We start from the raw sequence: 23,373 nt of genomic DNA on the forward strand, positions 1-23,373 counted from the left end.
AGATTGGGCCCGAAGGGGGTGTTGCCCCCTGTCCTGCTTCCGTAACGTCCTCAACTGGCAACGGTGAATATGCCGCTGCCGCCGTGGGGGAGCCTCAATTCGGGAGAGGACGGCGCCAGCATGGGCTGGGTAACCGACTGGAGTGCGCAGGCTGCCTGCCGCACTACCGATCCGGATGAACTGTTCGTTCAGGGCGCAGCGCAGAACAGGGCCAAGGCGGTCTGCACCGGGTGTCCGGTCCGCACCGAGTGCCTGGCCGACGCGCTCGACAACCGCGTCGAGTTCGGCGTCTGGGGCGGGATGACCGAGCGCGAGCGGCGGGCGTTGCTCCGGCGCCGGCCGACGGTCACGTCCTGGCGCAGGCTGCTGGAGACCGCCCGCACGGAGTATGAGCGCGGCGCCGGCCTCCTGCCGCTGGGCGAGGAGGAGTACGACGCGTACGCCGCGGCCGGGTAGGCCGATCGGCGGCGGTGGACCGGACTACCCGGCTCCACACGCGGGCCTTCCAATCCCTCCGGCCGTTCCCTCCGGACGCTCCGTTTCACCACTCCGTCCGGCCCGGACCCCGTCGGACCCGGCCCGTCCAGCTCGCCGTGGTCGCGGCTATTCCGTCCGGCCCGCTTGGTTCAGGCCCGCCTGGTTCAGGTCCGCTTGGTCCGCCCGGCCCGTCCCCTGCCGGCCTATTCCTTGCTGGGGCGGTACGGCACCCTCGGTCACCTCACCCGCTGCCGACTCCTCCTGCCCGGCCAGCCGGTCGCCGATGGCCCGCAGCCCGGAAAGGTCGTGGACGTCACCGGGGAGCGCCGGCACCTCGGCCACCGGGACGTCCGGGTGCAGCGCGGTGAAGCGGTCACGGGTACGCCGCTCGCGCGCGAGCACCCGCATGCGCTCCGCGTGCAGGCGCAGGAGCCCCGCGGCGAGCCCCTCGGCGGAGAGCGCAGCACCACCAGCCGCAGCACCACCCGCCGGAGCGGCACCCTCGGCAGCGGAGCCCGACGCTTCCACCCCGGCGGAATCCGGGGCTTCCGCATCGCAGGTATCGGAATCGCCGGTAGCGGATGCGGTACCAGCGGCGACGCCGCGTGCGGCACCGACGGAATCCGCGTCCGCGCTCGCTGATGAGGACGAGGGCGCGGATGCGGATCCCGATGGTGCCGGCGCTGCCGAAGCTGCTGTTCCTGACGGTGCCGCGGAGTCTGCCGACACCGTGGGCACTCCGGGTGACACGGGCTGGGGGAAGCCGCTCTCGGGAGAGGATGTGTCGAGGGGAGTGACGGTGCCAGGGTCGTCAGCGGTACGTGTCCCAGCTTGCCCGCTGCCACGATCCACAATGCCGGAACCGGCAAGATTTTCTGTGTAATCCGCCGTCGCGGTGCCACCCGCGTGCGCCGGGGACCGCACGGGCTCGGCCGGTCCGCCGGTCTCGCCGGCAGACGACTCGGCCGATGACTCGGCCAACGCCTCGGCCGCCGCGAGCGCGCGCTCGGCGGAGAGGCGCGCGGCACCGCTGCCGTGCACCCGGTTGAGCACCAGTCCTGCCAGCGGCATTCGCTCGGCGGCCAGCCGCTGGACGAAGTAGGCGGCCTCCCGCAGCGCGTCCCGCTCGGGTGCGGCGACGACGAGGAACGCCGTCCCCGGGGCCTGCAGCAGGCGGTACGTGGCATCGGCACGCGTACGGAAACCGCCGAACATCGTGTCCATCGCCGCCACGAAGGTCTGTACGTCACGGAGCAGTTGGGCACCCATCAGTTTGTTCAGGGGGCCGCTCATCACCGACATGCCGACGCCCAGGAACTTCATCCCGGCCCGTCCGCCGATCTTCGCCGGGGCCATCAGCAGCTTGATGAGCTTGCCGTCCAGGAACGACCCCAGCCGGCTCGGCGCGTCCAGGAAGTCCAGCGCCGAACGGCTCGGCGGGGTGTCGACGACGATCAGGTCCCACTCGTCGCGGGAGCGGAGCTGGCCGAGCTTCTCCATGGCCATGTACTCCTGCGTACCGGCGAAGCCGGCCGACAGCGACTGGTAGAAGGGGTTCTCCAGGATCGCCCGGGCGCGCTCCTTGTCGGCGTGCGCCTCGACGATCTCGTCGAAGGTCCGCTTCATGTCGAGCATCATGGCGTGCAGTTCGCCGCCGGCGGCGGCGTCGACGCCGGGGACCCGGCGCGGCACGTTGTCCAGTTCCTCGATGCCCATCGACTGCGCGAGCCGGCGCGCCGGGTCGATGGTGAGCACGACCACCCGCCGGCCGCGCTCCGCCGCCCGCAGGCCCAGCGCGGCGGCGGTCGTCGTCTTGCCGACCCCGCCGGAACCGCAGCACACGACGATCCTGGTACGGCGGTCGTCCAGGATGGGGTCGATGTCGAGCGCGGTCGTCCTGTCCAGGCTCACTGGGCCCCCTCGGTCGTTCGGCTCGTGCCGTCGTGCGACGTGCCGTCCTGCGACGCGGCGATCCGCCGCCCCGCGCCGTCCCGCCGGACGATGTCCTGTTCCCGCAGCGCACGCGCCATGCGGTACAGGCCGGCCAGGTCCACGCCGTCGCCCAGCAGCGCCAGTTCGCTGGTGGGCAGGGCGAGTTTGGCCAGGCGGGCGCGGCCGAGGCGTTCGAGCGCCAGGCGCCCGGTGTGCTCGCGCGCCTCGTCGAGCAGCGGCCCGACCAGGGTGCCCGCCGCGCCAGCCCGGCCGCCGCTGCCGGACGACGTCCGGGCCAGGGCCTCGGCGAGGGCCGCGGCGACGGCGTCGCGCCGGCCGTTCGCGGCCTCCTCGACTGCGGCCTCGTCGAGGACCTCGGGACGCACCATGTTGATGACCACGCCCCCGACCGGCAGCCCCGCGGCCCGCAGCTCCGCCACGCCGTCCACCGTCTCCTGGACCGGCATCTCCTCCAGCAGCGTCACCAGGTGCACCGCCGTCTGCGGCGACTTGAGGACGCGCATCACGGCCTGCGCCTGGTTGTGGATCGGACCGATCCGGGCCAGGCCCGCCACCTCGTCGTTGACGTTGAGGAAGCGGGTGATGCGGCCGGTCGGCGGGGCGTCCATCACGACGTGGTCGTAGACGAAGCCGCCCGCACGGTCCTTCCGGCGCACGGCCTCGCACGCCTTGCCGGTCAGCAGGACGTCCCGCAGGCCGGGGGCGATGGTCGTCGCGAAGTCGATCGCGCCGAGCTTCTTCAGGGCGCGGCCTGCGCTGCCGAGCTTGTAGAACATGTGGAGGTAGTCGAGGAGGGCGCGCTCGGCGTCGATCGCCAGCGCGTACACCTCGCCCCCGCCGGGTGCGACCGCGATCTTGCGTTCCTCGTAGGGAAGCGCCTCCGTCTCGAAGAGCTGGGCGATGCCCTGCCGGCCCTCGACCTCGACCAGCAGTGCGCGTTTTCCCTCGGCCGCGAGGGCGAGGGCGAGAGCGGCGGCGACGGTGGTCTTGCCGGTTCCGCCCTTGCCACTGACGACATGGAGCCTGCTCATGATGCGGAGCCTAACCAGTCGCCGCGCGGGCTACGCACGAGGCTGTCAGTGTGAGGCATTACAGTCGGGCCATGACCAAGTGGGAATACGCGACCGTGCCGCTTCTGGTGCACGCGACCAAGCAGATTCTGGACACCTGGGGCGAGGACGGGTGGGAGCTCGTCCAGGTCGTTCCCGGCCCGAACAACCCCGAGCAGCTCGTGGCGTACCTGAAGCGGGAAAAGGCGTGAGTGCCGTCGAGGACAGGCTCGCGGAGCTCGGCCTGACCCTGCCGGAGGTCGTGCCTCCGCTGGCCGCCTACCAGCCGGCCGTGCGCAGTGGCGCGTACGTCTTCACCGCGGGCCAACTGCCCATGGTGAAGGGGTCCATTCCCGTCACGGGCAAGGTCGGCGCCGAGGTCAGCCCCGAGCAGGCCAAGGAGCTGGCGGGCGTCTGCGCGCTGAACGCCCTGGCCGCCGTGAAGTCGGTCGTCGGCGACCTGGACCGGATCGTCCGGGTCGTGAAGGTGGTGGGCTTCGTCGCCTCCGCCCCCGACTTCACCGGCCAGCCCGGTGTGCTGAACGGCGCCAGCGAGCTGCTGGGCGAGGTCCTCGGCGACAAGGGCGTGCACGCGCGGTCCGCGGTGGGTGTCGCGGTGCTGCCGCTGGACGCGCCGGTCGAGGTCGAGCTCCAGGTGGAGGTCGCGGGCTGACGTCCGTCCGGGTCCGGGGCGGTGGGATCCGTCCGCTGCCGGACCGGGGCCGGGTGCGCGGCGGAGGCGGTCCGAGTGCCGCCGCGCCGTGCCGAGTTCCGGCCTGCCGGAGGCCCGTGGCGTCGATCGCCGCGGGCCTTCCGCGCCCCCTCGAACATCCGCGCACCAGCGCATAGCATCCGGCCATGGTGACGACGAGCGGCCGGACGGACGGCGACGGAGCGAACGATCGCGAGGGCGGCCGGACGAACGGCCAGTGGTATCCGCCCGAGTGGCCCGACCGGATCAGGCGGCTCGCGCACGGCGAGCTCGAACCCGTACCGCCCCGGCGCGCGTCCACCGTCCTGCTGCTGCGGACGGACGCCGACGGCGTACCGGCCGTGCACATGCTGCGCCGACGCGCCTCCATGGCTTTCGCGGGCGGCGCGTACGCCTATCCGGGCGGCGCCGTCGACCCCCGCGACGAGCGGAACCTGCCGTGGGCGGGGCCCTCGCCGCGGGAGTGGGCCGCTCGGCTCGGCGTCGAACCGGCGGTGGCGCAGGCGGTCGTCTGCGCGGCCGTCCGCGAGACCTTCGAGGAGGCGGGCGTGCTGCTCGCCGGGCCGGATCCGGCCACGGTCGTCGCGGACACCACGGGCGAGGACTGGGAGGCCGACCGGGCCGCGCTCGCCGGACACGAGCTGTCGTTCGGCGACTTCCTGGAACGGCGTGGGCTGCTGCTCCGCAGCGACCTGCTGGGCGGCTGGGCGCGCTGGATCACCCCGGAGTTCGAACCCCGGCGGTACGACACCTGGTTCTTCGTGGCGGCCCTGCCCGAAGGGCAGCGCACCGCCGGCGTCTCGACCGAGGCCGACCGCGCCGTCTGGATCCGCCCCGCCGAGGCCGTCGCCGGATACGACCGCGGCGAGCTGCTGATGATGCCGCCCACCGTCTCGACACTCCGCGCGCTGCTGCCGTACGGGAACGTGCCCGGGGTGCTGGCGGCGGCCCGTGAGCGGGATCTCACCCCGGTGCTCGCACAGGCCCGGCTCGTCGGGGAAGAGATCGTGCTGAGCTGGCCCGGGCACGAGGAGTTCACCAAGCACCTCGCCTCCCGTCCGCAGGACCCTCCGCACACCCCAGCGACCTCGACCTCGGGAGCCGACGCATGACGTACGCAGCCGTACCCGCCGAGCCGCCGGGGCGCCCGCGCGCGGGCAGCCCGGCCGGTTCCGCCACCCCGCGCGCGACCTGCGTCCTCGCGCCCAACCCGTCCGCGATGACGCTCGACGGCACCAACACCTGGCTGCTGGCCGAGCCAGGGTCCGACGAGGCGGTGGTGGTCGACCCCGGCCCGCTGGACGAGTCCCACCTGCGGGCCGTCATCGCGGCGGCCGAGGAGTCGGGACGGCGGATCGTCCTGGCCCTGCTCACGCACGGGCATCTCGACCACTCCGGCGGCGCCGAGCGCTTCGCCGAGCTGACGGGCGCGCCGGTGCGGGCCGTGGACCCGGCCCTGCGCGTGGGCGGCGGAGGGGGACTGGCCGCGGGCGACGTCATCACCGTCGGCGGCCTGGAGCTGCGGGTCGTCCCCGCGCCCGGCCACACGGCCGACTCCGTCTGCCTCCACCTGCCCGCGGACCGGGCCCTGATCACCGGCGACACCGTGCTCGGCCGGGGCACCACGGTCGTGGCGCACCCCGACGGACGGCTCGGCGACTACCTCGACTCGCTGCGCCGCCTGCGGACGCTGGCGGTCGAGGAGGACGTACGGACGGTCCTGCCCGCCCACGGCCCCGTACTGGACGACGCGCGGGGCGTCCTGGAGTACTACCTGGCCCACCGCGCCAAGCGCCTCGCCCAGGTGGAGACCGCCGTCGAGGCGGGGCACCGCACCCCCGCCGAGGTCGTGGCGCACGTGTACGCGGACGTGGACCGCGCCGTGTGGCCGGCGGCGGAGCTGTCGGTCCGGGCGCAGCTGGACTACCTGGGCGAGCACGGGCTGATCTAGCGGCTCGGAGCCGCGAGACAAGCGCCCGAGCACGCCGTAGGAGGGCCCCGCCGGAACGGGACCCTCCTACGGGCGGGCGCGGCTCGGCGCCCGCGAGGTCAGCGGGACCGCTTGGCCAGTCGCTCGACGTCCAGCAGGATCACTGCGCGCGCCTCCAGGCGGAGCCAGCCGCGGCCGGCGAAGTCGGCGAGCGCCTTGTTGACCGTCTCGCGGGAGGCGCCCACGAGCTGCGCCAGCTCCTCCTGGGTGAGGTCGTGCACCACGTGGATGCCCTCCTCGGACTGCACGCCGAACCGGCGCGACAGGTCCAGCAGCGCCTTGGCGACGCGGCCGGGGACGTCCGAGAAGACGAGGTCCGACATGGAGTCGTTGGTGCGGCGCAGGCGGCGCGCGACGGCGCGCAGCAGGGCGGTGGCCACCTCCGGGCGGGCGTTCAGCCAGGGCTGGAGGTCGCCGTGGCCCAGGCCGAGGAGCTTGACCTCGGTGAGGGCGGTCGCGGTGGCGGTCCGCGGCCCGGGGTCGAAGAGGGACAGTTCGCCGATCAGCTCGCCCGGGCCCAGGACGGCGAGCATGTTCTCGCGGCCGTCGGGGGAGGTGCGGTGGAGCTTCACCTTGCCCTCGGTCACCACGTAGAGGCGGTCGCCCGGGTCGCCTTCGTGGAACAGGGCGTCGCCCCTCGCGAGAGTGACCTCGCCCATGGAGGCGCGCAGCTCAGCGGCCTGCTCGTCATCGAGCGCCGCGAAGAGCGGGGCGCGCCGCAGAACGTCGTCCACGAGTTCTCTCCTTGTCGACATGCACAGAGGACCGTGGTCCCCATGATGCCCGTCGGTAAAACTGTGTGATCAAACACAAGTGTGGCGCATCGTCGCCGGAAGCCCTACGGCAGGGGTCCGATTGGGCTGTGCTTTTCCCGCGCCCGGGGCGGATGTCAGTGCCGGGCTTTAGTCTGGCCGGGTGTCCAATACGCCGGTGAGAGCACAGGGCAAGGGGGCCGGGAGGGTGACCTCGACCCGTGATTCCGCTGTGGGCGAACAGCCCGCGGTGAAATCCGCAAAAGACGCAAATGCCGCCAAACCGCGGGCCCGGAGAGGGGCCGGTGAGACAGTGGGCGAGAAGGCTGACGGGAAGTCGGAGACGGCGCTGTCGGCCGAACGGGGGGCGCCGCCGGCGGGGGCGAAGAAGACCGCCGCGAAGGAGGCTCCCACGAAGAAGGCTGCCGAGAAGAAGGTGCCCGCCGCCAAGAAGACGCCTGCCAAGAAGACACCCGCCGCGAAGGCGCCCGCCAAAAAGGCCGCGGCGGCCGGGAAGGCCCCCGGTGCCGAGTCCGCCGGCGGCGGCGCCCGTCCGGAGTCGCGTACCGCGCTCGTCCGGCGCGCCCGGCGGATCAACCGCGAGCTCGCCGAGGTGTACCCCTACGCCCACCCCGAGCTGGACTTCGAGAACTCCTTCCAGCTCCTCGTGGCCACGGTTCTCTCCGCCCAGACCACCGACCTGCGCGTGAACCAGACCACCCCGGCCCTCTTCGAGGCGTACCCCACCCCGGAGGACATGGCGGCGGCCGACCCGGAGCGGCTGGAGCAGCTGATCCGCCCGACGGGCTTCTTCCGCGCGAAGGCCCGGTCCCTGCTCGGGCTCTCCGCCGCCCTCCGCGACCGCTTCGACGGCGAGGTGCCCGGCCGCCTCCAGGATCTCGTCACGCTCCCCGGCGTCGGGCGCAAGACGGCCAACGTGGTGCTGGGCAACGCCTTCGGCGTCCCCGGCATAACGGTCGACACGCACTTCCAGCGGCTCGTCCGCCGCTGGCGCTGGACGGCGGAGACCGACCCGGAGAAGATCGAGGCCGAGGTCTGCGCGCTCTTCCCGAAGAGCGACTGGACGATGCTCTCGCACCGCGTCATCTTCCACGGCCGCCGCATCTGCCACTCGCGCAAGCCCGCCTGCGGCGCCTGCCCGATCGCCCCGCTCTGCCCCGCGTACGGCGAGGGCGAGACCGACCCGGAGAAGGCGCGGAAGTTGCTCAAGTACGAGAAGGGCGGCCTGCCGGGCCAGCGGCTGAAGCCCCCGCCGGACTTCCCGGGCCCGCCCGCGCCCCCGCTGGGAGCCGAGTGAGGGTGCCGCCGCGCGGGGGCACGGCGCGGATTCCACGAGAAGACGCGGATTTCCACGAGAAGACCAGGGAACGCCCGGCAACGGCCGGGAAGATCGTCGGGAACATTGGGGAAGCGCATGAGGAGCACGTACGGCCGGGACAGCCGTGAGATCACCGTGACCGCCGAGGGGCTGCCCGAGTGGCTGGAACCGGTGGCGCGCTTCCTGACGACCGTCGAGCCGCACCAGCTGAGCCGCTTTCTGCCGCCGGAGACCGGAGGGCGCCTCTCCGCGGTGCTGGTCCTCTTCGGCGAGGGGCAGGACGGCCCCGAGCTGCTGCTTCTCGAACGCTCCGGCACGCTGCGCTCGCACGCCGGCCAGGCGTCGTTCCCCGGGGGCGCCCTCGACCCGGAGGACGGCGAGCCGGCCGACGGCGGCCTGGTCCGGGCGGCGCTGCGCGAGGCGGAGGAGGAGACCGGCCTGAACCCCTCGGGCGTCCAGGTCTTCGGGGTGCTGCCGGACCTCTACATTCCGGTGAGCGGGTTCGTCGTGACGCCGGTTCTCGGCTGGTGGCGCGAGCCCAGCCCGGTCGGCCCGGTCGACCCCGCGGAGACCGCGCGGGTCTTCACCGTCCCCGTCGCCGAGCTCACCGACCCGGCGAACCGGGCCACCGCCGTCCACCCCAGCGGTCACCGCGGCCCCGTCTTCCACGTGGGTTCGGCGACGGTCTGGGGCTTCACCGCCGGGGTGATCGACCGCATCCTGCACTACGCGGGCTGGGAGCGGCCCTGGGACGCCGGCCGGGAGGTGCTGCTCGACCGGACCGCCTGACCGCGCCCGCGGCGGCCCGGACCCCGCTCCTACGCATCCCCCTACGGCCCGCCACCGACGTCGACCGCAATGCGAGGCACCCTTCGGTGAACGTTCTGGACATCGTGCTGCTGCTGGCCGCCGCCTGGTTCGCGGTCATCGGTTACCGCCAGGGGTTCGTGGTCGGCGTGCTCTCGGTGATCGGCTTCCTCGGCGGCGGCCTGGCCGCCCTCTACGCGCTGCCCGCGATCTGGGACAGCGCGACCGGGGACCGCACCCCGGGCACCCCGGCGGCCATCGCCGCGGTAGTCATCGTCATCGTCTGCGCCTCGGTGGGCCAGGCGGCCACCACCCACCTGGGGAACCGGCTGCGCCGCCACATCACCTGGTCCCCGGCCCGCGCCCTGGACGCGACGGGCGGGGCGCTGGTCAACGTGGTGGCGATGCTGTTGGTCGCCTGGGTGATCGGCTCGGCCCTGGCGGGGACGTCGCTGCCGACGCTCGGCAAGGAGGTCCGCACCTCGAAGGTGCTGCTCGGCGTGGCCCGGGTGGTCCCCGCACAGGCCAACACCTGGTTCGCGGACTTCAGCACGGCCCTCGCCCAGAACGGCTTCCCGCAGGTCTTCGCGCCCTTCTCGACCGAGCCGATCACCTCCGTCCCGGCCCCCGATCCCGCGCTCTCGGGCAGCGCCGTCGCCGCCGAGGCACAGCGGAGCGTCGTGAAGGTGGTCGGCAACGCGCCGGGCTGCGGCAAGGTCCTGGAGGGCAGCGGCTTCGTCTTCGCGCCGCAGCGGGTGATGACCAACGCCCACGTCGTCGGCGGGGTGACGGACCCGACCGTGCAGGTGGGCGGGCGAGGGCGGCTCCTCGACGCCAAGGTGGTGCTCTACGACTGGAAGCGCGACATCGCCGTCCTCCAGGTCCCCGGGCTCCGCGCCCCCGAGCTGCGTTTCGCCCGCGCCGAGGCGGAGAGCGGCATGAGCGCCATCGTCGCCGGCTTCCCGGAGAACGGCGCCTACGACGTCCGGTCCGCCCGCATCCGCAGCCGCGTCGACGCCAACGGCCCGGACATCTACCACCGCGGCTACGTCCGGCGCGACGTCTATTCGCTGTACGCGACCGTGCGGCAGGGCAACTCCGGCGGTCCGCTGCTCACGCCGGACGGGCGGGTCTACGGCGTGGTCTTCGCCAAGTCGCTCGACGACGCGGACACGGGGTACGCCCTGACGGCGGACGAGGTCCAGGAGGACGTCGCGGAGGGGCGTACGGCCGTGGAACGCGCCGACACCCAGGGGTGCGCGCTCTGACCCGCCCCGCGCCGACCCGCCCGGCGCTCTGGGCCCGCCCCGCGGAAGCGGCCGGTCCGGGGGCGCAAGAGCGCCCTCAGAGGGTGCGACGGGGGCGTGAAGGCGGGGGCCGCGCTATGGGCGCGAGCCCCCCGCGCCACGGGGAGCCGGGCCGAGGCCCGGTGATCAGCGCCCGCGGGGATGGCGCAGCCGCGCCGACACCCAGCGCGCGCGGCGCCGGATGATGCGCGGGATCCCGAGTTGGGGGTCGGCACCGTCCCCGGGCGTGAGGAAGCCGTGTGCTCCCTCGACCCTCTCGGGTGCTTCGGTCACCACAGTCACCGCGGCATCGTCATCGGCGCCGCGCTGCTGAGTCAGGTCGCGATGGTCGTGCGTCCAGCCCATACCCGGTCCTGTGCCCGGGGTGGAAGGTCGGTAATCGCCGTCGCGGTGGGCAATTGGCCTATGCACGGGGCAATGACCGTTCGTCGGCCAACCGTTCGAGTGGTTCCTCCGCTGCCCCAGGCCGTCCCCGCTACCGGTCGGGCTCGGGGTCCTTCAACCAGCCGATCAGCTCCGCCGAGAACGCCGCCGGGTCCTCTTCGTGCGGGAAGTGCCCGAGGCCCTCGAAGAGCCGCCAACGGTAGGGAGCCTCCACGTACTCGCCCGACCCCGCCGCGCTGCGGGTCCGCATCACCGGATCGAGCGATCCGTGGACGTGCAGCGTCGGGACGCGCACCGGCCGCTTCATCCGCCGGTTGAACTGGATGCCGTCCGGCCGCGCCATCGACCGCACCATCCACCGGTAAGGCTCGACCGAGCAGTGCGCCGTCGACGGGATCGTCATCGCCCGCCGGTACACGTCGACCGTCTCGTCCTCCGGCTGCCGCGGCCCCGACCAGTCCCGGATCAGCCGGCCGACCAGCGTCGCGTCGTCCGCGACCAGCCTGCGCTCCGGGATCCACGGCCGCTGGAAGCCCCAGACGTACGACCCGGCGGCGGTCTGCTGCGGGTCGGTGAGCATCGCCGACCGCCACCGCCTGGGGTGCGGCATCGACGACACCACCAGCCGCCGCACCAGCTGCGGCCGCATCACGGCCGCCGTCCACGCCAGGTACCCGCCGAGGTCGTGGCCGACCAGGGCCGCGTCCGGCTCGCCCAGCGAACGGACCACCCCGGTGATGTCCAGGGCGAGGTTGGCCGGATCGTAGCCCCGGGGCGTCCGGTCGCTGCCGCCCACCCCGCGCAGGTCCATCGCGACCGCCCGGAACCCGGCCTCCGCCAGCGCGGTCAGCTGGTTTCGCCACGTCCACCAGAACTGCGGGAAGCCGTGCAGCAGCAGCACCAGCGGCCCCTCGCCCATCTCGGCGATGTGGAACCGCGCCCCGTTCGCCGCGACCTCCCGGTGCGTCCAGGGCCCGTCCGGGCGCACCACCGCCGTCGGCGACGCGGCGGAGACCGCCGGCGCCGCCTGGGCCGGAGCCTTGGCGGGTTCGGGAGACGCGGGCGCTGCGGAGGTATCGGGCACCGTCATACGGACGAGCGTGTCACAGATGCGTCCGCGGAGCGCGTGTCCGTCAAAGGACGGGGGTGCGGCTTGACCGTGCTCAGGACGGCCGCCGTCTCCTTGGCCGACGCCATGGTCCGCTCCGGCTTGCTGATCTTCTTCAGCTTGCTGATCGCCAGCAGCCCCAGCAGACCCGCCAGCACCAGGAAGGCGCCGCCCGTGATCAGGAACGACCAGGCGAGCCCCAGCCCCAGGTTGTGGATGCCGTACGCCGCGGCGAAGCTCAGCACCGGCAGCGAGAAGAGCGCCAGGACCCCCGCCGCGGCGATCGCGCCACCGCCCACGCCGACCCGCTTGGCGTCCTCCCGCAGTTCGGCCTTGGCCAGTGCGATCTCGTCGTGCACCAGCGCGGACAGCTCCGCGGTGGCCGTCGCCACCAGCTGGCCGAGGCTGCGTTCGGCACCGTCGTCGGCTGCGCTCATCGCTGCTCCCTCATCGTCGTCGCTCCCTCGTCTGCGCGTCCTCGGCGGCCCGCAGCGGGTCCGCCATGGGTGTTCCGCCCGTCTTCGACGGGTGTGAGGACACTCAGATCATGCCGGACCATCGTCGCCGGTGGTGCGCCCGGAGGCGACTTCCGCCAGGCGACGGTGTTCCGCGGCCTTCGCTTCGAGGATCGCCGCCATGCGCAGGTGGTACGCGGGGTCGTCCTGTTCGTAGATGTCCGGGATGCCGTCCTGGTCCTCGTCGCGGTCCTCCTCCGCGCACAGCTTCTTGTACTTGTTGTCGCGCAGCTTCAGCAGGACGCTCGCGAGGACCGCCGCGATCAGCGAGCCCACGAGGACCGCCGCCTTGATCTCGCCGCCGAGGACCGGATCGTCGCCGAAGGCCAGCTCACCGATGAGCAGGGAGACGGTGAAACCGATGCCGGCGAGGGAGGCGACCGCGAGGACGTCCGGCCACTTCAGGTCCGGATTCAGCTCGGCCCGGGTGAACCGGGCCGCCAGCCAGGTGCCGCCGAACACCCCGACCGCCTTGCCGAGCACGAGACCGAGTACGACACCCAGCGTCTCGGGCCTGCGGAAGATGTCGGAGAGCGCGCCGCCGGAGAGCGAGACGCCCGCCGAGAACAGGGCGAAGAGCGGTACGGCGAGTCCGGCCGACAACGGGCGTACGAGGTGCTCGATGTGCTCGCCCGGCGAGACCCGTTCGTCGTCGTGCCGGTGGCAGCGGAGCATCAGCCCCATAGCGACACCGGCGATCGTCGCGTGGACCCCGCTGTTGTACATCAGCGCCCAGTTGACGATGGCCAGCGGGACGTAGACGTACCAGCCGCGCACGCCCTTCCACAGCAGCAGCCGGAAGACCGCGAGGCCGAGCACGGCGAAGCCGAGCGCGACGAAGTTCAGCTGGGAGGTGAAGAAGACGGCGATGATCAGGATCGCGAAGAGGTCGTCGACGACCGCGAGGGTGAGCAGGAAGGCGCGCAGCGCGGACGGCAGTGCGGTGCCGATGACGGCGAGGACGGCGAGGGCGAAGGCGATGTCCGTGGCGGTGGGGACGGCCCAGCCCTGGAGGGAGCCGCCGCCGCTGCCGGCGACCGTGGTGTAGACGAGGGCGGGGACGGCCATGCCGCAGAGCGCGGCGACCACCGGGAGGACGGCCGCCTTGGGGTCGCGGAGCTCCCCGGCGACCAGCTCGCGTTTGAGCTCGATGCCGGCGACGAAGAAGAACACGGCCAGCAGCCCGTCCGCGGCCCAGTGCTGGACGGAGAGGTTCAGCCCAAGGGCGCCGGGTCCCAGGTGGAAGGTGCTTATGGACTCGTAGCTGTCCTTGAGCGGGGTGTTGGCCCAGATCAGGGCGGCGACGGCGGCGGCGAGCAGCAGGACGCCGCCGACGGTCTCGGCGCGCAGCGCGTCCACGAGGTGGTTCCGCTCGGGCAGCGGCAGCCGGCCGAGGAGGACGGAACGGTTCTTCTTGGGCGCGGTCACGAGCGGAGACCTCCTGGGGTCGATCGACGGACACACGTGGGTTCACGTGTGCCGGTGCCGACCAGACTTCCCGGCGCGCCTGTGATTCTTGTCGAGATTTCTACGCGATGTGTCTTTACTTTAGCCCGAACAGGTGAAGGGCGCCCGGTGTGCACCGAGCGCCCTTCCGCCGTGGATTCCTGTGCGGGTCAGTCCTCGCCGGGCGCCGCCGGGAGCTTGGCCTGGATGAGCTCCATGACCGAGGAGTCGGTCAGGGTGGTGACGTCACCCAGGGTCCGGTTCTCCGCTACGTCGCGGAGCAGCCGGCGCATGATCTTGCCGGAGCGCGTCTTGGGCAGCTCCGCCACGGGCAGGACGCGCTTGGGCTTGGCGATCGGGCCCAGCTGCTTGCCCACGTGCGCCCGCAGCTCCTCCACCAGCGCGGCGCTCTCCTCCTCGCCGAGCTCGGCCTCGCCGCGCAGGATGACGAACGCGCAGATCGCCTGGGTGGTCTGGGGGTCGGTCGCCCCGACGACCGCGGCCTCGGCGACCTTGGGGTGCGAGACGAGCGCCGACTCCACCTCGGTGGTGGAGATGTTGTGCCCGGACACCAGCATCACGTCGTCCACCCGGCCGAGCAGCCAGATGTCGCCGTCCTCGTCCTTCTTGGCGCCGTCGCCGGCGAAGTAGCGGCCCTCGAAGCGGGACCAGTAGGTGTCGAGGAAGCGCTGGTCGTCGTTCCAGATCGTGCGGAGCATGGAGGGCCACGGCTCGGTGAGGACGAGGTAGCCGCCGGCGCCGTCCGGCACCTCGTTGGCGTCGTCGTCCACCACGGTCGCGGCGATGCCGGGGAGGGGCACCTGGGCCGATCCGGGCTTGGTCTCGGTGACGCCGGGCAGCGGGCTGATCATGATGCCGCCGGTCTCCGTCTGCCACCAGGTGTCGACGACGGGCGTGGTGCCGGCGCCGATGTGCTCGCGGTACCAGACCCACGCCTCGGGGTTGATGGGCTCGCCCACCGAGCCGAGGACGCGCAGGCTGCTCAGGTCGAACTTGGCCGGGATGTCGTCGCCCCACTTCATGGCGGCGCGGATCGCGGTCGGCGCGGTGTAGAGGATGGTGACGCCGTACTTCTGGACGATCTCCCACCAGCGGCCCCGGTGCGGGGTGTCGGGCGTCCCCTCGTACAGCACCTCCGTGGCGCCGTTGCTGAGCGGGCCGTAGACGATGTACGAGTGGCCGGTCACCCAGCCGACGTCCGCGGTGCACCAGAAGACGTCCGACTCGGGCTTGAGGTCGAAGACCGCGTGGTGGGTGTACGAGACCTGGGTGAGGTAGCCGCCGGTGGTGTGCAGGATGCCCTTGGGCTTACCGGTGGTGCCGGAGGTGTAGAGGATGAACAGCGGGTGCTCGGCGTCGAACGCCTCGGGCGTGTGCCGGTCCGACTGGCGCTCGACCAGGTCGTGCCACCACACGTCGCGGCCCTCGGTCCAGGCGACGTCCTCCTGCCCGGTGCGGCGGACGACGAGGACGCTGCGGACGTTCTCCGTGCCCGGGCGGGTCAGGGCCTCGTCGACGGCCGGCTTGAGCGCCGAGGGCTTGCCGCGGCGGTAGCCGCCGTCGGCGGTGATGACGACGCGGGCGTCGGCGTCCTGGATGCGGGTGGCGAGCGCGTCGGCGGAGAAACCGCCGAAGACGAGCGAGTGCGGGGCTCCGATGCGGGCGCAGGCCAGCATCGAGACGACCGCCTCGGGGATCATCGGCAGGTAGATGGCGACCCGGTCGCCGGCCTGGACGCCCAGCTCGGTCAGGGCGTTGGCGGCCTTCGAGACCTCGCGCTGGAGCTCGGCGTAGGTGATCGAGCGGGTGTCGCCCGGCTCGCCCTCGAAGTGCAGGGCCACCCGGTCGCCGAGGCCGTTCTCGACGTGGCGGTCCACGCAGTTGTACGCCACGTTGAGCTTGCCGTCGGCGAACCACTTGGCGAACGGCGGGTTCGACCAGTCCAGGGTCTCGGTCGGCTCGGTGTGCCAGGTCAGGCGGCGTGCCTGTGCGGCCCAGAAGCCCAGCCGGTCGGCCCGCGCCCGCTCGTAGGCCTCCGCGGTGACGTTGGCCTGCGCGGCCAGGGCGGCAGGCGGTGCGAAGCGGCGCTCCTCCTTCAGAAGGTTGGCCAGGCTTTCGTTGCTCACGACATCTCCCTTTCCCAGGGGCCTCGTTGCGTCCCGGGCATAGCTCACCAGTCCGGGGCACACCCTGACAAGGGGTGTCGGCGATTGATTGGTTTAGACCTGTAGTGCTTCGTGCGTTCGGAGGTCGTCCGAGGTCAGACGGCATCGAGTACCTCCGGCCGGACGGCGGCGAACGTGCGGGACCGCTGGTCCAGGACGTACGCCTGCGCCTCGCCCACGTGGAAGTACATCCCCTGGAGGTGGAGCGTGCCCTCCGCCACCCGCCGGGCGACGCAGGAATGCGCCCGCAGGTGGTCGAGCTGCTGCATGACGTTGACGAGGGCGAGCCGCTCGACGTCGTCCGCCACCGGCCGGTCGGCGAGCGCCACCTCACCTCGCCCGAGCCGGCCGATCCGTTGCAGCCGGGCCAGACTCGGCCGGCCGTGTCGCAGCCAGCGGGCGAGCGGCGTCTCCCGGCCCGCGACCGCCCCGGAGCCGCTCGCCGGCTCCGGTCGGGCCGACGGGGGACGCGGCACGGTCTCCAGCAGCGCCTGCATCGCCCCGCATCCGGAGTGCCCGCAGACGGTGATGCTTCCGACCTTCAGCACCTCGACCGCGTACTCCACCGCGGCGGCCACCGAGTCGCAGGACGCGTCGTCCCCCGGCGGGGGCATGAGGTTGCCGACGTTCCGCACGGTGAAGAGGTCGCCGGGCCCGCTCGACGTGATCATGCTGGTCACCAGGCGGGAGTCGGCGCAGGTCAGGAAGAGCTGGCTAGGGCTCTGCCCCTCCCGGGCGAGGCGCGCCAGCTCGTCGCGGACCAGCGGCGCGGTGTCCCGCTGGAACGCGCTCACTCCGCCGATCAGCTGCTGCCCGCCGGGGCCGTCGCAGGACCCCGAGGCCGGCCGGGTGAAGCGGTGATGGCGCCAGGACGTCCACGGCCGGCAGGCGGCGGACACGGCACCGGGCCCGGGCGCCGGCCGTCGCCCGCCCCCGTCCTGCCGATCGGACTGTTCGAGCCTGCCCTGGCGTTCGGCCGCCTCCGCGCGGTCGGAGTGCTCGACGCGGTGGGGTTCTTCCCGGCGGCGGCCAGCCGGCTCCTCCTCCGCCCCGGCACCGGCTCGGACCCGCCGCCGCACCGCCATCACGGCCGGCACCGCGGCACCGGCCGCCAGCCCCGGCACCGCGCCGACCGCCGCGACCGCCGCGAGCGTGACCAGATAGGTGGTCAGAGCGGCACCGCCGCGGGGCCGGTGGGCCTGCGCGTGGTGAACCAGCCGCACGCCGGCCGCGAGGACCAGCGCCGAGAGCGCGGCCAGGGGGACGCGTTCCAGAGCGGTCGCGAAGAGCACCGCCCCGAGCGGCACCCAGAGCCCGTACAGCACCAGCGAGGTCCGGGACACCGCCGGACGGTCTCCGCCCGCCGGGCCGCCGGACCGGAGGGTGCCGCCGGCGACCGGCAGCCCTCCCAGCAGCCCGGAGACGGCCGTGGCCGCCCCATGGCAGATCAGCTCCCGGTCCGGACGCTCCGGCGGCCGGCCGTCGCCCTCCGGCGCCAGCGTCGCCATGCCGGCCACGAGCGCCACACCGAGCACGGCGGAGGCCACGGCGAGGACGGGACCGGACGGCAGCTCGGGCAGGGGGAGCGCCTCCCACCCGGACAACTCCACCCGCGGCAGCGGTAGCGCCGCGCTCGCGGCGGTGAGGACGGCCACCGCCGCGAGCGGCGCGGGCACGGCCCCCGCCCACCGGCCGACCAGGCCCGGCAGCCTTCGCCAGACCAGGTGGACGGACACCGTGGAGACGCCGACCAGTGCCCCCGTGAGCTCTGGGTGCGCCAACTCCCCGGGGAGCGCCGCGAGATTCCGCAGCGTGGAGGCCCCCGCGCCTTCCGCGCCCAGGAGGCAGCGCAGCTGCCCCAGCGCGACCGCCAGTCCCAGCCCGGCCAGCGCTCCGTGGACGAGCCCTGGCGCGAGGGCCGATGCCGCACGGGCCACCCGCGCGGCTCCCAGGGCAACTTGGACCAGCCCGGCCAGCACGGTGATCGCGCAGGTCGCGCGCCAGCCGTAGCGCTGGGTCAGCTCCGCCGTGACCGCCACCAGCGCGACGGCCGGGCCGCCGGCCCGGAAGGGCGGCCGCCCCAGGCCCCCCGCCACGAGACCGGCGGCCGCCACCGCGATCAGCCCCGCCCGCAGCGGCGCGCCCGCCGCCGGGGCGAGCCCGAGGCAGAGCGGCGCGGCGGCCAGGGCCATGGCCAGGGAGCGCACGAGATCCCGCTGCCACGCGGCGCGGCGCGGCCGGTCCGGAACGTCGTCGGCGGTCCGCTGGGCGGTCCGGGCCGGGGGGCTCGGCTGAACGTGCATGTCGGTCCCGTCTTGTCGTCGGCGGCCGGCGGAAGCGCTCGGCCGGGGGCACGGCGGGCGGCGGCGGGTGATGGATCCGCAGAGGGGCCGAGAGGAGCGCAATGGCAACTCTCGGTAAATGAATCGTAATGCTGAGTAAAGGCCCAGGGAAGGGGCAGACAGGAGTCAAGGGGGAGCTTCCTCCCATCAGGTGAATATGCACTTTTATGGGCTTGTCATACTTTTCCATTCCCTTCGTGCGTGCGAGGTTGACGGAGGCTCAGGGCGTGCGAGCGCACCCCGTGGGACCGGCCGAGCGGGTCGAAAGGTGAGGTGCCTGATGGCGGCTGCATGGAGATACACACTGGGCGCGCTCGCCGCGCTGTCACTGGCGACCGGGACCGCGGCCTGCTCGGGCACCGGCCCTCCCGAGGCGACCGGACCGCAGGCGGCCCCCGGCCCCAACACGGTCGAGCGACCGGTCCGCCTCCTGGGTGACGGCTCCACCGCCGACACCGGTCCCCAGCCCCGGCAGCCGAAGCCCCGGCGGATGGCGGCGGGCGAGAAGCCGCCGCAGTTCGTCGTCTTCTCCTGGGACGGCGCGGGCGAGGACAGCCAGCGGCTGTTCTCGCACTTCCGCAAGGTCGGCAAGAAGTACAACGCGACGATGACGTACTTCCTCAGCGGCGTCTACATGCTCCCCGAGGACAAACGCACCCTCTACGATCCGCCCCAACACGCCGCCGGTGCCTCGGACATCGGCTTCAACGACGTCCGGGGCGTGCGGGACACCGTGGAGCAATTGCGGGGAGCCTGGCTCGACGGCAGCGAGATCGGCACCCACTTCAACGGCCATTTCTGCGGCCGGGACCGAGGGGTGGGCACCTGGTCACCGGCGGAGTGGAAGAGCGAGATCCGGCAGGCCCTGTCGTTCGTCCGCAACTGGAAGACCAACGCCGGGCTGAAGAACGAGGCCCCGCTGCCCTTCGACTACGCCAAGGAGCTGGTCGGCGGTCGCGCTCCCTGCCTGGAGGGGCAGCGCAACCTCATCACCGCGGCGCGGTCGTTGGGCTTCCGCTACGACGCCAGCTCGGCCGGAGGGCGGCAGGTCTGGCCGTCGAAGATCGGCGGGCTGTGGGACTTCCCGCTCCAGGACGTGCCCGTCCCCGGCCGGGGCTTCGAGACCCTCTCGATGGACTACAACTTCCTGGCGAACCAGTCCGGAACCACCAAGGGCGACCCCTCCCGGCGCGACGCCTGGGGACGGCAGATGCGCGACGGGCTGCTGGCCGGCTTCGACCGGGCGTACCACGGCAACCGCGCGCCCCTGTTCATCGGCGACCACTTCGAGTCCTGGAACGGCGGCATCTATATGAAGGCCGTCGAGAGCGTCATCGCCCGGGTCTGCACCAAGGAAGGCGTGCGCTGCGTGTCCTTCAAGCAGCTCGCCGACTGGCTCGATGCCCAGGATCCCGAAGTGCTGCGGAAACTGCGCCGGTTGGAGGTGGGCGAGGCGCCGCGAGGCGGCTGGGCCCACCTCGGTGAGGCGCGGTCGTCCGCCGCGCGCCAGCCCGCCCCGCACCTGCCGTCGTGGCACGCGCCGTCCTCGCAGGAGCCCTCGACGCACGAGCCGTACGAGAGCTCCCAGGGTGACGACGACGAGGAGGACGACAAGCCGAAGCGGATCAGGCCGGTGCTGGTCAGGCCGGTGTCGGTCAGACCGGCTGCGGAGTAGCCGACAGCCGCTCCCCGAGGACGAAGGCGGGGTCGACCTGAGCCGCCAGGTCGGCGCCCGTCTTCGCGTTGCCCCAGCTCTCGGCGTTCTTCAGGTGGAAGTGCACCATCTGGCGGGTGTACCGGTGCCAGTCCCGCCGTTCGTAGGCGGCGTCCGCCGCCTCGTGCAGGGTGGCCAGCGCCTGGTGATTGCCCCCTTCGAGCAGCTCGAAGAGGGGCGGCCGGCCCTTCTCCATGGCCCGGACCCAGTCGGAGTGGCCGAAGGTGGTCAGCAGGTCGTCGCCGACCTCGTCGCGGAGGAAGTCCAGGTCGTCCTGGCCCTGCACCTTGTTCCCCACCACCTTCAGGCGGACCCCGAAGTCCCGGGCGTACTCCTTGTACTGGCGGTAGACCGACACCCCCTTGCGGGTGGGTTCCGCCACCAGGAACGTCATGTCGAAGCGGGTGAACATCCCCGAGGCGAACGAGTCGCTGCCCGCCGTCATGTCCACCACGACGTACTCGCCGGGCCCGTCGACGAGGTGGTTGAGGCACAGCTCCACGGCGCCCACCTTGGAGTGGTAGCAGGCGACGCCCAGGTCCGACTCGGTGAACGGGCCGGTGGCCATGAGCCGTACGGACGCCCCGTCGTCGAGGGCGACCCGCCGCGCGCAGGCCACGTAGACGGGGTTGTCCTCGCCGACGCGGAGCAGCCGGGAACCCTCGCCGGGCGGCGTGGTCTTGATCATGGTGTCGGCGGAGGTGATCCGGGGGTTGGTACCGCGCAGGTAATCCTTGATCAGCGGAAGGTGCGCGCCCATCGCGGGCAGGGCGGCGGCCTCCGTCTCGTCCAGCCCGAGCGCCGCACCCAAGTGCTGGTTGATGTCGGCGTCCACGGCGATGACCGGGACCCGGTGGGCGGCGAGCCGGCGGATGAACAACGAGGACAGCGTGGTCTTGCCGCTGCCGCCCTTGCCTACGAAAGCGATCTTCATGTTCACCAAGAGTAGGTGCGGGGGTGCGTGGAGTGAGAGCGGTGAGTGAAGAAGACCACTCCTTCGGGGGGTGTAAGGCGGAAGTGCGTAGTGTCGTACTCATGAGTACGACTGCCGATCCCCTGGCCGCTCTGGGCTCCCTGCCGGGCGTCGCCGAATCCGTGGAGTCCGTGCGCAAGGCGGTGGACCGCGCGTACGGCCACCGGGTGATGCGCCGGCGCAGCAACGAGGTGACGTCCGAGGCGGCTCTCCGGGGCGCTCGCGGTTCGGCCGCGCTCTCGGGCGCCGACTGGGCGCTGGAGGAGGTGCGCCGCCGCTCCGACTTCGGCGGGGAGGGCGAGCCGCGCACGGTGGGGGCGGCCCTGCGGCTGACCGCCGAGGCGGGGCAACTGCTGAGCGTGTGGCGGCAGTCGCCGCTGCGCGTCCTGGCCCGGCTGCACCTGGTGGCGGCGGGGGGTGCCCAGCCCGACGACGCGGTGGGGCGGCCGCGGCTCCGGGGCGAGTCCGTCGACGAACCGCTCGTCGACCTGCCGCTGCCCGACGCGGACGAGGTGTCGGGCCGGCTGGAGGGGCTGGCCGGCCTGCTGATCGCGGGGACCGGGGCGCCCGCCCTGGTGACGGCGGCCGTGGTGCACGGCGAACTCCTGGCCCTGCGTCCGTTCGGCTCGTGCAACGGCCTGGTGGCGCGGGCGGCCGAACGCATCGTGCTGATCGGCAGCGGCCTCGACCCGAAGTCGATCTGCCCGGCGGAGGTGGGCCACGCCGAACTGGGGCGGGACGCCTATCGGGCCGCCCTCGCGGGCTATGTCTCCGGTACGTCGGAGGGAGTGGCGGCCTGGATCGCCCACTGCGGCCGGGCGGCCGAGCTGGGGGTGCGGGAGACGACGGCCGTGTGCGAGGCCCTGCAGCGCGGCGCGGCCTGAGCCGCCGGCCGTGCCTCCGGTACGCGCCTGCCGGGGGTGGACGGGGTTGCGGCGGTACCGGTCCTGCGTTGGTACCGCCGCTGGCATGTTCACCGGGTTACCAGTGCGTGCACGGAATGCGTCCATCAGGCGGGGGTGCTTTGCTCCGCCTGGTGCGACAGGCCCGTATTCGACGGGTCGGCGTCGCGTGGGTGCCCGGCGTTCATGCATTCGGTCCGTGGGGCCGTGTTGCGTAGATGGGGATCCTCCCGGATGTCCCTGGTCTCGCGGGCCGTTGACTCCTTTTTACTCCGCCTCCCGCTCAAGCGGAAGGCGAAGGCGCACTTCTTTACTTTTAGCTTCAAAGACGGGTATTCCGGACGCCCGTCGCGGGGGCGCGGCGGCGGCTCGCCAGCCAGACCAGGCCCGCGGTCGTCACCGCGGCACCGACCACCGCCGCGGTCGCGAGCGCCGGGCCGGACGGCAGGCGCAGGGCGGCGACGCGCTGCTTGAGGCGGACCGGGCGGTTGAAGGCGAGCACCGGCCATTCCCGTGCGGCGGCCTCGCGGCGCAGGGCCCGGTCCGGATTGACGGCGTGCGGGTGGCCGACGGCCTCCAGCATGGGCAGGTCGGTCGCCGAATCGCTGTACGCGTAGCAGCCCGCCAGGTCGTACCCCTCCGACGCGGCGAGCTCCCGGACGGCTTCGGCCTTCGTCGGGCCGTACGCGTAGTACTCCACCTCGCCGGTGAAGACGTCGTCCTCGACGACCATCCGGGTCGCGACGACGCGGTCCGCGCCGAGCAGCCGGCCGATGGGCTCCACGACCTCGGCGCCAGAGGTGCTGACGATCACCACGTCCCGGCCGGCGGCGTGGTGCTCCTCGATGAGCGAGGCGGCCTCGTCGTAAATGATCGGGTCGATGAGTTGGTGGAGCGTCTCGGCGACGATCTCGCGGACTTGATGGACATTCCAGCCTCGGCAGAGCTCGGAGAGGTACTTCCTCATCCGTTCCATCTGCTCGTGGTCGGCGCCGCCCAGGAGGAAGACGAACTGGATGTATGCCGTGCGCAGTGCGGCACGCCGGTTGATCAAACCGCCTTGGTAGAAGGACTTGCCGAAGGTGAGCGTGCTCGACTTGGCAATGACCGTCTTGTCCAGATCAAAGAAGGCGGCCGTTCGGCGAGAGGAGTGGTTTTCCACGTCGCCGAGCATAGGGCCCTCCATTCGGCGTAAGCTGAGGCGTGTGGGTTTGCCTGAGAAGCCTCTCGGGTACACCATGGAAGTCACGGATCGTTCGCGACCGTGTCTAACCCGGTCCGACTCCTCCCCCCCCGAGTCGGCCGTGGGGACGACCCCCGCTCTCCCCCCCGGCGGGGGTCGTCGCATGTCCGGACGCGTTTCGTGTGTCACATCGGACATCCTCCGCCCTCCGCGGGCCTTGCTCGGCGCCTGTCC

Annotated in this window: 21 protein-coding genes; 10 read left to right on the forward strand and 11 right to left on the reverse strand. The window is 72.7% G+C overall.

Features of this window, described 5'->3' with window-relative positions:
• Positions 1 to 120 precede the first annotated feature (120 nt).
• Complete coding sequence (locus JNW98_RS02205; protein ID WP_004939680.1) at positions 121 to 456, forward strand: WhiB family transcriptional regulator; 336 nt, start codon at positions 121 to 123, stop codon at positions 454 to 456.
• A gap of 147 nt (positions 457 to 603) precedes the next feature.
• Here the strand turns inward: JNW98_RS02205 and bagB are convergent, their stop codons facing one another.
• The gene (bagB, locus tag JNW98_RS02210; protein ID WP_223766321.1) at positions 604 to 2,388 is read right to left on the reverse strand and encodes an ATPase BagB; all 1,785 of its coding nucleotides are present in this window, start codon (positions 2,386 to 2,388) and stop codon (positions 604 to 606) included.
• Positions 2,385 to 3,461, reverse strand: a complete 1,077-nt coding sequence (bagA, locus tag JNW98_RS02215; RefSeq protein ID WP_223766322.1) for an ATPase BagA — start codon at positions 3,459 to 3,461, stop codon at positions 2,385 to 2,387. Before bagA ends, bagB begins: the two co-directional genes overlap by 4 nt.
• 71 nt (positions 3,462 to 3,532) lie before the next feature.
• Between bagA and sp36 the strand changes: the two genes are divergently transcribed.
• The 4 genes from sp36 (at position 3,533) to JNW98_RS02235 (ending at position 6,142) form a co-directional block, all read left to right on the forward strand.
• A complete protein-coding gene (gene sp36 / locus JNW98_RS02220) occupies positions 3,533 to 3,691 on the forward strand; it encodes a Sp36 family protein (protein ID WP_003967454.1) in 159 nt (52 codons plus the stop codon).
• The gene (locus tag JNW98_RS02225; RefSeq protein ID WP_223766323.1) at positions 3,688 to 4,152 is read left to right on the forward strand and encodes a RidA family protein; all 465 of its coding nucleotides are present in this window, start codon (positions 3,688 to 3,690) and stop codon (positions 4,150 to 4,152) included. Before sp36 ends, JNW98_RS02225 begins: the two co-directional genes overlap by 4 nt.
• 185 nt (positions 4,153 to 4,337) lie before the next feature.
• A complete protein-coding gene (locus JNW98_RS02230; protein ID WP_223766324.1) occupies positions 4,338 to 5,303 on the forward strand; it encodes an NUDIX hydrolase in 966 nt (321 codons plus the stop codon).
• Positions 5,300 to 6,142, forward strand: a complete 843-nt coding sequence (locus tag JNW98_RS02235; RefSeq protein WP_223766325.1) for an MBL fold metallo-hydrolase — start codon at positions 5,300 to 5,302, stop codon at positions 6,140 to 6,142. Before JNW98_RS02230 ends, JNW98_RS02235 begins: the two co-directional genes overlap by 4 nt.
• Positions 6,143 to 6,240: 98 nt before the next feature.
• On the opposite strand, the gene JNW98_RS02240 is transcribed toward JNW98_RS02235, so the two are convergent.
• Complete coding sequence (locus tag JNW98_RS02240) at positions 6,241 to 6,915, reverse strand: Crp/Fnr family transcriptional regulator (protein ID WP_004939715.1); 675 nt, start codon at positions 6,913 to 6,915, stop codon at positions 6,241 to 6,243.
• A gap of 454 nt (positions 6,916 to 7,369) precedes the next feature.
• On the opposite strand from JNW98_RS02240, the gene nth reads away from it, so the two are divergent.
• From nth to JNW98_RS02255, 3 genes are all read left to right on the forward strand, one after another.
• Complete coding sequence (gene nth / locus JNW98_RS02245; RefSeq protein ID WP_372459148.1) at positions 7,370 to 8,251, forward strand: endonuclease III; 882 nt, start codon at positions 7,370 to 7,372, stop codon at positions 8,249 to 8,251.
• A 117-nt stretch (positions 8,252 to 8,368) separates the two neighbouring features.
• Positions 8,369 to 9,061, forward strand: a complete 693-nt coding sequence (locus JNW98_RS02250; RefSeq protein ID WP_223766326.1) for an NUDIX hydrolase — start codon at positions 8,369 to 8,371, stop codon at positions 9,059 to 9,061.
• An 86-nt stretch (positions 9,062 to 9,147) separates the two neighbouring features.
• A complete protein-coding gene (locus JNW98_RS02255) occupies positions 9,148 to 10,347 on the forward strand; it encodes a MarP family serine protease (protein WP_223766327.1) in 1,200 nt (399 codons plus the stop codon).
• 165 nt (positions 10,348 to 10,512) lie between these two features.
• On the opposite strand, the gene JNW98_RS02260 is transcribed toward JNW98_RS02255, so the two are convergent.
• The 6 genes from JNW98_RS02260 to JNW98_RS02285 form a co-directional block, all read right to left on the reverse strand.
• Entirely contained in the window at positions 10,513 to 10,731 is a 219-nt protein-coding gene (locus tag JNW98_RS02260) for a hypothetical protein (RefSeq protein ID WP_223766328.1), read from the reverse strand.
• Between the two features lie 130 nt (positions 10,732 to 10,861).
• Positions 10,862 to 11,860, reverse strand: a complete 999-nt coding sequence (locus JNW98_RS02265; protein ID WP_223766329.1) for an alpha/beta fold hydrolase — start codon at positions 11,858 to 11,860, stop codon at positions 10,862 to 10,864.
• Entirely contained in the window at positions 11,857 to 12,315 is a 459-nt protein-coding gene (locus JNW98_RS02270; RefSeq protein WP_223766330.1) for a phage holin family protein, read from the reverse strand. The genes JNW98_RS02265 and JNW98_RS02270 overlap by 4 nt, the downstream gene beginning before the upstream one ends.
• Positions 12,316 to 12,423: 108 nt before the next feature.
• On the reverse strand, positions 12,424 to 13,821 hold the full coding sequence (gene nhaA, locus JNW98_RS02275) for a Na+/H+ antiporter NhaA (RefSeq protein WP_223766331.1): 1,398 nt from the start codon (positions 13,819 to 13,821) through the stop codon (positions 12,424 to 12,426).
• A gap of 188 nt (positions 13,822 to 14,009) precedes the next feature.
• Positions 14,010 to 15,986: an acetate--CoA ligase gene (gene acs / locus JNW98_RS02280; protein WP_223766332.1), complete on the reverse strand. Its 1,977-nt coding sequence runs from the start codon at positions 15,984 to 15,986 to the stop codon at positions 14,010 to 14,012.
• Between the two features lie 134 nt (positions 15,987 to 16,120).
• Positions 16,121 to 18,328 (reverse strand): carbonic anhydrase, encoded by a 2,208-nt coding sequence (locus tag JNW98_RS02285; protein WP_223766333.1) that lies wholly within the window; start codon positions 18,326 to 18,328, stop codon positions 16,121 to 16,123.
• Between the two features lie 319 nt (positions 18,329 to 18,647).
• On the opposite strand from JNW98_RS02285, the gene JNW98_RS02290 reads away from it, so the two are divergent.
• Positions 18,648 to 20,042 (forward strand): polysaccharide deacetylase family protein, encoded by a 1,395-nt coding sequence (locus JNW98_RS02290; protein WP_223766334.1) that lies wholly within the window; start codon positions 18,648 to 18,650, stop codon positions 20,040 to 20,042.
• On the opposite strand, the gene JNW98_RS02295 is transcribed toward JNW98_RS02290, so the two are convergent.
• Positions 20,023 to 21,015, reverse strand: a complete 993-nt coding sequence (locus JNW98_RS02295) for an ATP-binding protein (protein ID WP_223766335.1) — start codon at positions 21,013 to 21,015, stop codon at positions 20,023 to 20,025. The genes JNW98_RS02290 and JNW98_RS02295 overlap by 20 nt on opposite strands.
• A gap of 101 nt (positions 21,016 to 21,116) precedes the next feature.
• Between JNW98_RS02295 and JNW98_RS02300 the strand changes: the two genes are divergently transcribed.
• Positions 21,117 to 21,938, forward strand: a complete 822-nt coding sequence (locus JNW98_RS02300; protein ID WP_223766336.1) for a Fic family protein — start codon at positions 21,117 to 21,119, stop codon at positions 21,936 to 21,938.
• A 340-nt stretch (positions 21,939 to 22,278) separates the two neighbouring features.
• Here JNW98_RS02300 and JNW98_RS02305 read toward each other — a convergent pair whose 3' ends face one another.
• Positions 22,279 to 23,130, reverse strand: coding sequence for an HAD family hydrolase (locus tag JNW98_RS02305; RefSeq protein WP_223766337.1), 852 nt, complete (start codon positions 23,128 to 23,130; stop codon positions 22,279 to 22,281).
• Positions 23,131 to 23,373: the final 243 nt, after the last annotated feature.

Source organism: Streptomyces huiliensis, from assembly GCF_020037025.1.
GTDB lineage: Bacteria > Actinomycetota > Actinomycetes > Streptomycetales > Streptomycetaceae > Streptomyces > Streptomyces huiliensis.

What these genes read in the sequence shown, in the direction of transcription:
- JNW98_RS02205 (WP_004939680.1), top strand. Translation starts at nt 121, where the DNA reads ATGGGCTGGGTAACCGACTGGAGTGCGCAGGCTGCCTGCCGCACTACC.
- bagA (WP_223766322.1), bottom strand. Translation starts at nt 3,461, where the DNA reads ATGAGCAGGCTCCATGTCGTCAGTGGCAAGGGCGGAACCGGCAAGACC.
- sp36 (WP_003967454.1), top strand. Translation starts at nt 3,533, where the DNA reads ATGACCAAGTGGGAATACGCGACCGTGCCGCTTCTGGTGCACGCGACC.
- JNW98_RS02230 (WP_223766324.1), top strand. Translation starts at nt 4,338, where the DNA reads ATGGTGACGACGAGCGGCCGGACGGACGGCGACGGAGCGAACGATCGC.
- JNW98_RS02235 (WP_223766325.1), top strand. Translation starts at nt 5,300, where the DNA reads ATGACGTACGCAGCCGTACCCGCCGAGCCGCCGGGGCGCCCGCGCGCG.
- JNW98_RS02250 (WP_223766326.1), top strand. Translation starts at nt 8,369, where the DNA reads ATGAGGAGCACGTACGGCCGGGACAGCCGTGAGATCACCGTGACCGCC.
- JNW98_RS02260 (WP_223766328.1), bottom strand. Translation starts at nt 10,731, where the DNA reads ATGGGCTGGACGCACGACCATCGCGACCTGACTCAGCAGCGCGGCGCC.
- JNW98_RS02265 (WP_223766329.1), bottom strand. Translation starts at nt 11,860, where the DNA reads ATGACGGTGCCCGATACCTCCGCAGCGCCCGCGTCTCCCGAACCCGCC.
- JNW98_RS02270 (WP_223766330.1), bottom strand. Translation starts at nt 12,315, where the DNA reads ATGAGCGCAGCCGACGACGGTGCCGAACGCAGCCTCGGCCAGCTGGTG.
- JNW98_RS02285 (WP_223766333.1), bottom strand. Translation starts at nt 18,328, where the DNA reads ATGCACGTTCAGCCGAGCCCCCCGGCCCGGACCGCCCAGCGGACCGCC.
- JNW98_RS02290 (WP_223766334.1), top strand. Translation starts at nt 18,648, where the DNA reads ATGGCGGCTGCATGGAGATACACACTGGGCGCGCTCGCCGCGCTGTCA.
- JNW98_RS02295 (WP_223766335.1), bottom strand. Translation starts at nt 21,015, where the DNA reads ATGAAGATCGCTTTCGTAGGCAAGGGCGGCAGCGGCAAGACCACGCTG.
- JNW98_RS02300 (WP_223766336.1), top strand. Translation starts at nt 21,117, where the DNA reads ATGAGTACGACTGCCGATCCCCTGGCCGCTCTGGGCTCCCTGCCGGGC.
- JNW98_RS02305 (WP_223766337.1), bottom strand. Translation starts at nt 23,130, where the DNA reads ATGCTCGGCGACGTGGAAAACCACTCCTCTCGCCGAACGGCCGCCTTC.